Origin of the sequence: Pedobacter sp. ASV12, assembly GCF_016429155.1 — a bacterium.
Taxonomy (GTDB): Bacteria; Bacteroidota; Bacteroidia; order Sphingobacteriales; family Sphingobacteriaceae; genus Pedobacter.
In genome coordinates this window covers 1-12,315 of the sequence record NZ_JAELUC010000096.1, presented here as the reverse complement: position 1 = coordinate 12,315, position 12,315 = coordinate 1, and the positions used below count along the sequence as shown (strand labels likewise).

14 protein-coding genes are annotated in these 12,315 nt (G+C 43.5%); 5 read left to right on the top strand and 9 right to left on the bottom strand.

All coding sequences use genetic code 11. From position 1 onward, the window contains the following. Positions 1–86: 86 nt before the first annotated feature. The 6 genes from JHD69_RS17085 to JHD69_RS17060 all read right to left on the bottom strand — a co-directional run bounded on the left by JHD69_RS17085 (position 87) and on the right by JHD69_RS17060 (position 4,570). Positions 87–503 carry a cytochrome c maturation protein CcmE domain-containing protein gene (locus JHD69_RS17085; protein WP_199141561.1) on the bottom strand — a complete coding sequence of 139 codons (417 nt, stop codon included), beginning with the start codon at positions 501–503 and terminating at the stop codon, positions 87–89. Between the two features lie 102 nt (positions 504–605). Then, positions 606–1,247: a peptide-methionine (S)-S-oxide reductase MsrA gene (gene msrA, locus JHD69_RS17080; RefSeq protein WP_199141560.1), complete on the bottom strand. Its 642-nt coding sequence runs from the start codon at positions 1,245–1,247 to the stop codon at positions 606–608. A gap of 188 nt (positions 1,248–1,435) precedes the next feature. Next, positions 1,436–2,857, bottom strand: a complete 1,422-nt coding sequence (locus JHD69_RS17075) for a Glu/Leu/Phe/Val family dehydrogenase (RefSeq protein ID WP_199141559.1) — start codon at positions 2,855–2,857, stop codon at positions 1,436–1,438. A 146-nt stretch (positions 2,858–3,003) separates the two neighbouring features. Further along, positions 3,004–3,222, bottom strand: coding sequence for a CcmD family protein (locus JHD69_RS17070; RefSeq protein ID WP_199141558.1), 219 nt, complete (start codon positions 3,220–3,222; stop codon positions 3,004–3,006). 40 nt (positions 3,223–3,262) lie between these two features. After that, positions 3,263–3,991 carry a cytochrome c biogenesis protein CcsA gene (gene ccsA / locus JHD69_RS17065; RefSeq protein WP_370583510.1) on the bottom strand — a complete coding sequence of 243 codons (729 nt, stop codon included), beginning with the start codon at positions 3,989–3,991 and terminating at the stop codon, positions 3,263–3,265. Between the two features lie 180 nt (positions 3,992–4,171). Further along, positions 4,172–4,570 carry a hypothetical protein gene (locus JHD69_RS17060; RefSeq protein ID WP_199141556.1) on the bottom strand — a complete coding sequence of 133 codons (399 nt, stop codon included), beginning with the start codon at positions 4,568–4,570 and terminating at the stop codon, positions 4,172–4,174. Between the two features lie 26 nt (positions 4,571–4,596). Here JHD69_RS17060 and JHD69_RS17055 point away from each other — a divergent pair, with 26 nt between their 5' ends. Then, positions 4,597–4,842 (top strand): hypothetical protein, encoded by a 246-nt coding sequence (locus JHD69_RS17055; RefSeq protein ID WP_199141555.1) that lies wholly within the window; start codon positions 4,597–4,599, stop codon positions 4,840–4,842. Here the strand turns inward: JHD69_RS17055 and JHD69_RS17050 are convergent. After that, the gene (locus JHD69_RS17050; protein WP_199141554.1) at positions 4,839–5,501 is read right to left on the bottom strand and encodes a heme exporter protein CcmB; all 663 of its coding nucleotides are present in this window, start codon (positions 5,499–5,501) and stop codon (positions 4,839–4,841) included. The genes JHD69_RS17055 and JHD69_RS17050 overlap by 4 nt on opposite strands. 191 nt (positions 5,502–5,692) lie before the next feature. Between JHD69_RS17050 and JHD69_RS17045 the strand changes: the two genes are divergently transcribed. After that, a complete protein-coding gene (locus tag JHD69_RS17045; protein ID WP_199141553.1) occupies positions 5,693–6,181 on the top strand; it encodes a methylated-DNA--[protein]-cysteine S-methyltransferase in 489 nt (162 codons plus the stop codon). Position 6,182: 1 nt separating this feature from the next. Further along, a complete protein-coding gene (locus tag JHD69_RS17040; RefSeq protein ID WP_199141552.1) occupies positions 6,183–6,698 on the top strand; it encodes a DUF421 domain-containing protein in 516 nt (171 codons plus the stop codon). Positions 6,699–6,700: 2 nt separating this feature from the next. Here the strand turns inward: JHD69_RS17040 and JHD69_RS17035 are convergent, their stop codons facing one another. Together JHD69_RS17035 and JHD69_RS17030 are read right to left on the bottom strand one after the other, a co-directional pair. Beyond that, positions 6,701–7,441 (bottom strand): LytR/AlgR family response regulator transcription factor, encoded by a 741-nt coding sequence (locus JHD69_RS17035; RefSeq protein ID WP_199141551.1) that lies wholly within the window; start codon positions 7,439–7,441, stop codon positions 6,701–6,703. Continuing rightward, a complete protein-coding gene (locus JHD69_RS17030) occupies positions 7,438–9,381 on the bottom strand; it encodes a sensor histidine kinase (protein ID WP_199141550.1) in 1,944 nt (647 codons plus the stop codon). Before JHD69_RS17030 ends, JHD69_RS17035 begins: the two co-directional genes overlap by 4 nt. A gap of 401 nt (positions 9,382–9,782) precedes the next feature. Between JHD69_RS17030 and JHD69_RS17025 the strand changes: the two genes are divergently transcribed. Together JHD69_RS17025 and JHD69_RS17020 are read left to right on the top strand one after the other, a co-directional pair. Then, positions 9,783–11,696 (top strand): SEL1-like repeat protein, encoded by a 1,914-nt coding sequence (locus tag JHD69_RS17025; protein ID WP_199141549.1) that lies wholly within the window; start codon positions 9,783–9,785, stop codon positions 11,694–11,696. A 90-nt stretch (positions 11,697–11,786) separates the two neighbouring features. Beyond that, entirely contained in the window at positions 11,787–12,065 is a 279-nt protein-coding gene (locus JHD69_RS17020; RefSeq protein ID WP_199141548.1) for a hypothetical protein, read from the top strand. The last annotated feature ends 250 nt before the right edge of the window (positions 12,066–12,315 follow it).

Genomic DNA, 12,315 nt, shown 5'->3' with positions numbered 1-12,315 from the left:
GAGCAACGAAGAGGCAAACGCCAGCACAATAAAAAATTGGCCGATTTTGCCAGGCAGGAGATTCTCTCCAATAAATTGTATGTCCATTAAGATTTCTTGTATTGTTTTACCTGACCGTCCTTATTCACTTCAACCAGATTGTCGTTGTATTTAGATGGGCACTTCATCAATATTTTGGTGGCATAGAAAGTATCATCCTTCATTGCACCAATAAGTACCAGTTTTTCAGAACGTTCAAAATCTTGGGGCTTAGTGCCGTTAAGCACTACTTTTTTCACATCGCCTTTTTCGTCTTTCATGTAAAAGGCAAAATGGTTGGGATCTTTAAGGGCATCATAATAGGTACCTTTGCTCTTTTCCCAATAGCCCATCACATGTTCTTCTTTTTGAGAGGAAGCAGCTTCCTTAAAGTTAGAATAGCTGTCGGTGTCTGCGTTTAAGCTAACCAAAAAGCCAATGCAGATGGCAATTGTAATCAAACCAATAATAGCACTTTTTTTCATGAGGGCTTAGCAAATTAAAAATCCTGACCACAAAGATAAAAAAACTAAGGCAGCGGGCTATTGGTAATGCACAACGTGACAATTAATTGATAGTTCTAAGCGTTATTTAAATTCATCCTTAATAAGGCCAGGCAGGGCTTTTCTCAGCTTTTCTACTTTTGGTCCGCAAACATTGGCCACATAAGCCTGGTTGGGATTAAGGCGTACGTAGTTCTGGTGGTATTTTTCGGCAGGATAAAACACTTCGAAAGGTTTTACTTCGGTTACGATTTCGCCGGGATGGAACTGCATGCGATTGTATTTGGCAATGGCTGCTTCAATCTGCTTTTGCTCTTCGGCATTGTTGTAAAAGGCAATGGAGCGATAGCTGGTGCCAATATCCGGCCCCTGCCTGTTCAGCTGAGTCGGGTCGTGCATTACGAAAAAGGCATCGAGCAATTGCGAAAAGCTGATGACATTAGGATCGTATACCACCTGTACCGATTCGGCATGTCCGGTCTGTTCCGTGCCAACCTGCTCATAAGTCGGATTTTTGGTAGTACCCCCGGCATAGCCACTCGTTGCCTTGATTACGCCTTTCAGTTCAGAAAACCCTTCTTGGATAGACCAGAAACAGCCGCCCGCAAAAGTAGCAACTTGTTCTTTGGCACTAGGCTTTGGCAAGGTTGCCGGTTTTTTATCCTCTCCACTGCTGCAGGCCGCCAAAGTTAGCAACAGCATTAAAATTACCGATAGTCTTTTCATTTGCTTATGATTTTAGTTAGGCATATTGCAACCAATTAAACGCTTTAACGCCTAATGCGGAACCTCAAACGCCATGTACCAATATACGAGACAAAAGTGTACTTGTATTTCGTCAATTGTCATGGCTAAACAATAAAAAAGCCCCGCAAAGTTGCGGGGCTTTCAAAAAAATATGATTTCGGTTTGGCTTATGGCCAAACGCCCAAGTTCATGTAAGAAATGGCAATCTTATCGATAGAGTTTACAAAAGCAGCGGTTCTCAATGTTTTGGTAGCCGGCTTGTTCATTAATGTTTCTCTAATTTCATGGTAAGAGTGGATCATGGTATCTTCTAAACCAGAGTTTACCAATTCCATTTCAGAGGCACCTTTTACAATCATTAAGCGGTGTTCGGCCGGAATGGTTTTTCCGGTTAAACTTTCTAAGGTATTGATCAGGTTGGCATTCGAATTTTCTGCATAGCGGTTCTCCATACGGCCAAAAGCTACGTGCGAAAGGTTTTTCAGCCACTCGAAGTAAGAAACGGTTACACCGCCTGCGTTACAGTACATATCTGGAATGATGATACCGCCCATTTGGGTAAAGATTTCTTCTGCTTCTGGGGTACAAGGACCGTTGGCACCTTCGGCAATGATCTTAGCTTTGATGTTACGGATGTTGGCACCAGTAATTTGGTTTTCTAAGGCAGCAGGAACCAAGATGTCGCATTCCTGCTCCAAACCTTCGCTAGAGTTTTTAAAATCTGTTGCACCCGGGAAGCCCAAAAGCGATCCGGTGTTTTTACGGTGTGCAAAAACCTCATCAATATTTAAGCCATCGGCATTGTAAATAGCACCTTCAAACTCGCAAACGCCTACAATGGTTGCCCCAAATTCGGCCAAGAATTTGGCAGAGTGGTAACCTACGTTACCTAAACCTTGTACAATTACTTTTTTATCGCCTAAACCAGCTTTAAAGCCTAGTTTCTGCATGTCTTCGGCTACCGAAACGCATTCGCGCACCGCATAGGCAACGCCACGGCCGGTTGCTTCTTTTCTGCCACGGATGCCGTGCAAGGCAATTGGTTTGCCGGTAACGCAACCCAAGGCATCTAAAGAACCTGGGTTCATGGTCATATAAGTATCGGCAATCCAGCTCATTTCGCGTTCGCCAGATCCGTAATCAGGAGCAGGCACGTCGATACCGGGGCCAATGAAGTTCTTTTTGATCAATTCTGTAGTATAGCGACGGGTGATGGTTTCCAACTCCGCTACCGAATAATTTTTAGGGTTGATGCAGATACCGCCTTTTGCGCCGCCAAACGGCACATTAACGATGGCGCATTTATAGGTCATCAACGCCGCCAAGGCCATTACCTCGTCTTCGTTAACCATATCGCTATAGCGGATACCGCCCTTGGTTGGGCTCATGTGGTGCGAATGCTCTACGCGCCAGGCGTCGATTACTTCAAAACCGTTTCCCCTGCGGATAGGGAATTGGAAACGATAAACACTGTTACACGCTTTTATCTGGGCCAATAAACCTTCGGGATGCGAGGTAAACTGGGCAGCACTGTCAAAGTTCATGCAGACATCTGCAAAAAAACTTGTCTCGTTTGCTTTACTAGCCATTAGTACTTCTTTAAAAATTTTGAATTTTCTTCTTTATGGGTGCAAAATTGCATCAAAATAAACCACTATTGCAAACAGAAATTTGCTTAGTGTATATCAAACACCTTGTGAAAAAGGCTAAAAGATTAGGCTTATGATGTTTAAAATTAGTTTTTGTCGGCAGATTTTTTTTCTAACATTTTTAATCTTTTGTCGAGCGCGAAGAGATAGCCCAACAAACCAACCAAAATTATCACGATACAAACCACCACAACGTAGATTTTTCCGTTGCTGCGCAGGGCATCGGCCATTTCTACTTGGCTGCCTTGGGCAAACAGGTTTAGGGTGGCCAATAGCATTAACAGGGTGAAAGTTATTTTTTTCATCTTTTGATTTTATTTTTAGGGGTGATGGACCACCATGACATTAAAGCTGTTTATTTTCTAGGGAGCGGATTCTGAAGCGGATGGTATAAATCCAATAGCCGATGATAGACCAGCCGATAAAAGCCGGATAGAGCACCACCCTCATCCTATCGTCCAAATCGTAAGAGTTAAAGCCCGGATTGCCACCGTTGCCCGGGTGCAGCGAATCAGACAGGCGCGGCAGCACCATAATCAGCACCACCATCATCGGAAAGGCAAAAATATTGTAGATGGCCGAGATCTTGGCCCTTTTCTGTTCTTCATCAATCGAATTGCGCAGAATAAGGTAGGCAAAGTAAAGCAAAATGGCGATGGCCGTAAAATTCTGCTTCACATCAAAGCTCCAAAACTGCCCCCAGGTAAACCTGGCCCAAAAGGCGCCCGTTACCAAGCCCAAAAGGCTAAAGACAACACCTACGTTTACGCTTTCCACTGCCCTCAAATCGTCGCTTTCTTTACCGTATAGCAAATACTTGATGCTGTAGAAAATCGAAATCGAAAACAGGGTAAGCATCGCAAACCACATCGGCACGTGAAAATATAGGTTTCTGATGGTTTCGTTTAATATGGCCAAACGCGGAACACCCAAAAGCAATCCTGCTATTGCCGTATAAATGACTAGGCCGGCGCCTAAAATTTTCCACCAGGTTTTATGCATACAAGTCGAATTTTGAGTGGTAGAACTTGCGAGGGATGGCCAAATAACTTTGCCACCATTAACCTTCGCCATTTCTGTCGTTTTGTTTAATCTGCCAAAGTTAATAATCTATTGTTTATAATATCGCAAGGCTTGCGCACATTTGGCATAAAATACTTTAAAATGACCATTTGGCTGGCAAAAGCCGAAGCCAAAGGCAAAAAAAATGCAGGCGACTTGGCCTGCATTGCTGGTTTGTCCGTGTTTAAGAGATCAAATTACGATGGATGTCGCCGTTGCCGAATCTATTCTCCAGCCCAAAGTCGGACTTCCGGATACGGTAACATAAATATAGTATTCGTAGTAAGAACCCGCCACATAGCCTTCAAACTTGTCTACATTAATGGTGCCTGGCGAATGCGAAACACTGGTTAGGTTGATGGTGCCCAGGCCTTGTATGGTGGCTTGAACGCCAGTGTAAACCTGTCCGGCCGTGTAGCTGAGGCTTGCCGAACCGGGTACGCCATTATCGGCCGTAAAATTTTCGGTCACCACAATTGGCGGCAATACTTTACGCAGCTGCTTATGTTGGCTGGTTGCTGGCTTAAAGCCACTGAAAAGACAGAGAGCGGCCGTTAAAGCCAATACGAGGTAACGTGCTGTTGTTTTCATGTTTTTTAAGGTTTGAAGGGTGAATGATGGAAGAATTTGCCAAGCCTAAAAAGCATCCGCCCAGCGACTTGGCTTACTACAAGATTCAAAAAATTAAGCTTATTCGGAAAAATAGATGCACACAATCGTTTGCGTACAAGTTATTGTCTAATAACAACTTAACAGCCTTAATGGCTTCCGGGCCCGCAGCAGTACTAGTGCAAAAAGCAGGCGCCAGCCAAAAGTCAGCACAATCGTTTGACAAGCCGTTATTTACAGGAAAAACCGATTAATCTCGCCACAAATAAGGAAACAGCAGCAAAGATGCCGTCATCACCAGAGCGTTGATCACCAGCATAAGCCCAATATCGTCTAAACTTACGCTTCGGTCTAAACCGTCGATGGCATTTTTGGCAAGCTTGATGAGCACGATAAGTACAGGGATGATCACCGGAAAACTGAGGATCGCCATCAACATGCCCCCATTACCGGCTTTAGAGGCAATAGCCGATACCATGGTAAAGATGGTGGCAAAACTCAGACTGCCCAATACCGCGGCTACCAGGTACATCAGCACATCGGCTCCGGTTGGAAAATTGAACACCATGCTGTAAAACAGCAAAGCAATCAGCGTTAGGCCCACCATCAACAAACTGTTATAAACCGTTTTGGCAATAATCAGTGCAACCGGACTTACCAGCGTGTAAATATACAGGTGCCTGCCCCTGCTCTCCTGCATAAAGCTTTTGGCAATGGCATTGATAGAGGCAAAAAGCATGATGATCCAAAACAGGGCATTCCAGGTTAGCTTGGGGATACTCACAAATGACAGGAAACAGACAAAAACAGTCGACACCACATAAAGCAAAACTCCATTGAGCGCATATTTGGAACGCCATTCTAAGAGAATTTCCTTTCTGATGAGGTGTTTAACCTGATGGATGAGCTGCATGAGGCAAAGATAGCAATTCGAGGCTTTAGTGAAGAGTCCGAAGTCAAACGTCCGTGGTTGGGAGCTATATCTTTTTGTAGAGACGAAGAACAATCATAGTTCGGAGTTTGCAGTTGACAGTTACCAACATTACAGCCTTCCAACTTACCAACCCACTAATGAACTAAGCAATAAAACTCGTAATATTGTATATGGACAACTATTGCAGCGTAGTGAAAAGCCCTATTGGCGATGTGCTCGTTTTTGCAGACCAGCAGGCCGTAAACGTAATTACCTTTGCTACAAAGGACATTAGCGGGCTCAGCCCCAATGCGGTAAGCGAGAAAGCCGCACGGCAACTCCGCTCCTATTTTGAGGGCCAACTGCAGGAATTTGATTTCCCCATGGCGCAAACCGGCACCGAGTTTCAGCAAACGGTTTGGCAGGCCCTGCTGACCATTAATTATGGTGATACGATTTCCTACCTTAAGTTTTCCGAGCAGCTGCACAATCCGCTGGCCATTAGGGCCATTGCAGCTACCAACGGCAAAAACAATATTGCCATTGTGGTGCCCTGCCACCGGGTAATTGGCAGCAACGGCAAACTGGTTGGTTACGCAGGCGAACTTTGGCGCAAGCAATGGCTGCTGGAACACGAAAGAGCAATACTTGGAAAAGGACAAATGAGCCTTAAATTTTAAAATGAACCCTTACCTAGACATCGCGCTGAGAAGCTTATCTGTTTACGCCTTTATGCTTGTAGCCATTAGGCTAACAGGCAAAAAAGAGCTTTCGCAACTGAACACTATTGATGTAGTGCTGATTTTATTGATTAGCAATGCCGTGCAAAATGCCATGGTTGGCGACAATACGACCTTACTTGGCGGACTGGCTGCGGCAGCCGTACTTTTTATCCTGAATTTTGTGCTCAAAAAACTGCTTTTCAAAAGCCAAAGATTGAGAAACCTGATCTTGCAACATCCGGAAATACTCATCCATAACGGAAAGCTCAATTTCGATAAGTTGAGCAGGCTGGGCATTAGCGACGAAGAGCTGAAAGAGGCCATGCGCGAACATGGTGTTGAGCACTACAAAGATGTAAAACTGGCCATTTTTGAAGTCGATGGCAACATCAGCATCATCAGTGGCGAAAAAAACCTCAAGCAAACACATTTTAAGCGCAAAAAGATACACAAGACCTTGGGCCTAAACGAATAGCCTCAAACCACGCCAAACTTTTCGATAAGCTTGTCTTTTTGGATGCGGGCTACCTGCAGCTGTTTGCCGTTTTCCATGGTCAGCAGACAGTCGTTTTTGTTAAAGTGCTTTACCTTGTTCAAATTGATGATGTACTGGCGGTGGATCCGAAAAAAATGCCGATGTTCTAATATTTCCTGTACGTCTTTTAGGGTCTTGGAGACAATCACTTTCTCGCCATCTGCCAAAACCAAAATAGAGTAGTTGCTGCTGGCTTCTACATACAGAATTTCGTCCAGGTGGATAAAAACAATACCGTTAAGGGAGCTTATGGCTATTTTGTTCACTTGCGCCAGCTGCAGCTGCTTCTGAAAAAGATCAAGTTGCAATTCGGAAGGCTTGCCTATATCGATCGCTTTCTTAACGGCCTCCATCAAATCGGCCACATAAATGGGTTTCACCAGGTAATCTAACGCACTGAACCTAAACGCCTTGATGGCAAATTCATTATAGGCCGTAATAAAAACCACGCTAAAGCTAAGTGGCATCAGCTTCTCCAAAAACTGAAAACCGTTCAGCTCTGGCATTTCAATATCTAAAAAAACCAGGTCAGGCTTTAAAATCTCTATTTCTTCCAGGGCCCGCAAAGGGCTGGTAAAAGCAAAAATGTCGCCAATCTGCGGACAGTATTTTTGCAGCTGGATGCGCAACAGACTTACGCTATCCTCCTCATCATCAACAATTAATGCGGTTAACAATTTCATACCAGGTGGATGTTGATAGACACCAAAGTTCCGGCCGGTTCATTATTTTCATCGTATAAGTCTTCGATTTGGAGCTTGGTATCGGCGTTAAATTTCTGATTAAAAATAGCAATCCTCTCGCTGGTAATCAGCGTCCCATAAGATTTTTCTTTTTCGGCGGCCTTGCTCTTCAGTTCGGCAGCCTTGGTCCGGCCAATACCATTATCCGCTATGGTAACATTCAACGTTTGCGCCACTAGATTTTGGCTAATTTGGATAACGATTTTTCCGCCTTCGCTTTTATGCATTAGTCCGTGCCATATGGCATTTTCCAAATGAGGCTGTATTAGCATTGGCGGAATTTCTATAAAATCGACATCTACGTTTGCTTCAATATCGAAAACATAGTTCAACTTGCCCTTAAAGCGCATGGTTTCCATTTCCAGGTAAAGCTTCAGCACAGCGATTTCTTCGGCCAGCACGATTTTTTCTTTTCGGGAATGTACCAGCGAAAGGCGCATCAGTTGCGAAAATTTGCTCAGGTAACTGGAGGCCAAAGCGCTGTCGTTTTTTTCGATATAGAGGTTAATGGAGTTGAGGCAGTTGAAAATAAAATGGGGGTTCATCTGCAGGCGCAGGATCTTGTGCTCGTTTTCGGCATTTTTGATCTTGAGGTCGATCCGTTCCAGCTCGCTTTGCCTGTCCCGATAGGCCAGTGCGGTTAAAAACAAAATGGTATCTATTACAAAAGCAACGGTTACCAAATCTACATATTTGCTCAACGCAGTATACCAGCCGGGCAAATAACCAGAGAGATTAAGCCATTTAGGAACCATGGTATACATTAGCGCCACCGAAATGGTAAGCAGGCCTGCAAACGCAAACTGCAGATAGCCCCTATTGGGTTTTGGCCTGGTATGGTAACTTAGCAAAAGTGTGAGGACAAGGAAAGGCAGCGAGCTGTAAATCCACAGTATCTTGGTAACCAGTGTAAGTTCAGGCCTTGCATAATGCACACACATCACCACGATCATCAAAACCCACTGTACCAGGCAAAAGTTGGCAAACGCATTTAAAAAACGGTTGCTTTTGATTTCCAGGAATTTGGCCAAAAAAAGGATGTAGAAGAAATTCTGGGGCACGAACGACAGGAGGTAAATAAAATCGTTGTTGATGCCTGGCCACCATGCCGTTTCGAAAATCACGGCATCTACCTGCAAAGAATACCTTAAAAACAAGAAGATGGAAGCCAAGGCATAATAGAAATAGGCCACATCTCTTCGCTGGAAAAAATACTTGAGGCAACAATAGATAAAAACCGCAAAATAAAAACCGGCCACCCATAATTTAATGTTCCGGAAACTCGACAACAGAGAGGCGATCTCATTGTTTTTTTCGCTGTAGGCCACATCCAAAGTTTCAATCTGCGGATATTGTGGCAAAATATTGTAGATGTATTTTTGGTTGAGCAGGTAGAAATCCTGCTGCTGTCCGTGTTTAAGTGGCAATTTGAGCCGCCAGTAATCGCCGTTGATCGAGAGGTCCGAAATCCTGGAGCCGAAGCCGGTTTGGCCCAGCAGCTGCAGCTGACCACCAACTTTCTCATACAGCACCGTATGCTGCATCTTGGTGGCCACTTTGAGCAGCAGGGTCGTATCGGTTGGATAATCGTTTTTGGTGCTAAAATGTATCCAATATTGCAGTACTGTGTCTGGGAATTCTTGAAGAGCCTTCAAAGTACTATCTAAAGGCTTCCAATTTAGTATGTGCAGCTCGGCCAGCGTTTTGTTGTTTTTTTTCGAAATGGCATAATCGGCTTGGCTTAAAAAATTGGTGTATTTGGCTGCCGCATTAATGGATATGGGTTTGCTGTTTTTTTGTGCCGAAACCTGGAGACTGGCCAACACAACAAGCCATAAAAACAACGATATTTTTAAACATGCGCTTTTTAGCGACCCCATAGCAAGAGATTTGATATTTAAAGATAATCAGAAAAAGCAGCAAAAGAATCCAAAATTGAGTGGGATTTACCTTTGCAGCTGTGAGATGGCCTATTTACTGTTTAGGCTAAGGCAAAAAGGCTTGCTGGTTGCCGCGGCATACAATTCCATTACACTCAACATACACAATAGCTTACCAGCAAAATCGCATAGCTCACTCAATTATCCTCTACAATCATTACAGTCTTGATAGCTTAGCATAAACAAACAATAAATAATATATCTCAATGGGTCTATTTTATTGGCATTTGCACCGTTCTCATATTCTGGCCACAATATGGCCAAAGTACCTACCTGAACCCTCTTGATAAGCGATAAACCTTTTTAGGCATGAACATCATCTTTGATCAAAACCAACCATCATGAAAAAGTATATACTCCTTACGTTTATTCTTTGGCAAACAGCCTATGTATTTGGGCAAACCTCCCAATGGGGTCCATGGACTTCTGTTTCGTGCTATAAAGGCATTCAGTATAGCATAATGAACCTAGGTTTTAACAAAAGCACAAACAGCTATTGGTGGAATGTGCGATGGAAAAACAATTATTCAAAAACCGTAAGCTTTGATGGCGAGGTTATTATTGGTGGCGAAAACAGCATACATGGCGGCTGGGGCGCTTTGCAGCCCGGGGGAACGCAAACCTACACGTCTGTTCCCTATAAATCAAGTTCTACCAATTTTACCGTTCGTGTTACCAAAGTTTGTTTTGCCGAAAGGTATGGCGGTTGCAGCACCAACATTGAAGGTTATCCAAATTATGCCGAATGTGATAACGGAACGCCGAATTATAAGATCAATCCTAAGAAAACCGCTAACAATCCACAAAACGGTCCTTCAACAACAGCTGGCAAAGGCTCGCCAAACAATCCAGGTTCCGGTTCGGCTCCTGCAAGCAGTCAGAACCCCATTTACAACAATACGCCAACGGTGAGTTTACCTACCTACACGCCACCTGTTGCAAGTACCAACAATAACCAGGGTGCGGTTAATACCCAAAGAAAAATAGAGGCCATTAATCAGCTAGGCCAACAAACAATCGATTTAATTTCCTCAATCCAGGCCGATGCGCAGCGACGGAAAGAGCAAAAAAGAATTGAAGCCCAAAACGCAGCTGTAGAATCACAGAAGAAAGCAGAAAGAAGGGTAACCACGCTTAAAGATCCAAAGTTTTTCGAAACGTATTGCGATTTTATCGTGGCCAATGTAGAGGCTATTGGCTTTTCGTATGCTAAAATATCGAAGTATACCGAAGATTCAAAAGGCAAAACGGCTACCATCGATTTTGCCAATAACGTTCAGGCTACAATCAGGCATATGCTACTGAGTGATGGCGATATGCTTTATACACTAGATTTCACTGCAAATAACCAAGTTTACGGTAACCATTTGGCCAACTCTCAGCTATTCGATTTTCTGAAGCAGTTTCATTTTTACGAGTACGATGGCTATACCAATTACAGCAGCAGCAGCTATACAACAAACAATATCACCAATTATTCGTATCGGTTTTCAGACTTGTTCCGGCTAGAAAAAAGCCAGCCTTTTACCAACCTTTATTTGCAAGGTTACAAAACCGAGAACTACAGTGGCGCCGCATCCGAAATAAACAAATATAAAACCAGTTCATTGGATGAAATTTCGAAACTTCTCAAATCTGATAAAGCCGTAGCCATGTCTTACACCATAGCCAGCAAATATGAAGAACTGAAAGATTATGATAACGCAGTTAGGTACTACACGATCAACTATTACAATACTCCCGAAGAAAAAAGGAACTACTGGCTAGCCGATAAAATAGCAGACCTCTATTACAATAAGGAAAAGCTGGATAAAAAAGACAGCGCAGCCGTATGGCTTGCACGTACGCTTAAGCTCATGGAAAACGACCCCAAAAACAAGCTCGATATTGGCAAGGGAGAAAGCAACTGGTTTGACAGCAAATATACTACGCTCTTGTACAACTATGGTAATTCGGTTAGAAAAACCGATGGCAAATTGGCTGTAGAAACCTATTTGAAAGCGGTTAGGAATGGCTACACTGGGGCCTACACCGCCGCTGGCGTTATTTACGAGCTTGGTGAAGGTGGCGTAGAAAAAGACTGGAAGCAAGCACAGGCTTATTACGAAAAAGATGCCGAAAAGAAAGGCGCCAAAGCGATGTACTACCTAGGGCAACTTTATGAAAAAGGCGGACCAAATTTAGAAAAGGACGAAAACAAAGCTGAAAAATGGTTTAAAAAAGCCTGCAAAGCAGACAAACAGTATTGCAAATAGTCTCATCTTGTAGTTGGCTTAACAAAAAACATCTTTCAACGGACAAGCTGAACACCGGATTACAAAGTAGGCAAAACTAAACTATCGAATATGAATAGCCAAAGAAAAGAAGACGAAGTTTTTGCCAGTTTTGAAAATACGCTAGATGATAGAAATATCGTACTCACGTTAGATTGGGATACGGGTACTGGGATAACATTCACTACAATTAAACCTAATGAAGTAGCGGAAATTCGCTTCGACAATAGAACAGCTGTAATTTGCCACAGAAGTGACGGCGGTAGTTATAGCAGATGCCCCAACGAATTGACCATTGCAAAAGCTGGAGATTATTTTCAGTTAGACGAAGATGGAAAGTACATAAGCTAATCAACGAAATTATGGCACAACTAGAAACTAACCAAGGTACTGCCTTGGATTTTGAAATCCCCTCATTCTATAATACCTATAGTTTGAATTCATACGGAGGGTTAAAAATTGCTATTTATAAAAACAAAAGCGCTGATAGACCTGCTTATTTTTATACTCCACTAATATTAGTGGCTGTCTCTTATACACATCTAAAAGAGGGGGGGGGGGGGGGGGGGGGGGGGGGGGGGGGGGGGGGGGGGGGGGGGGG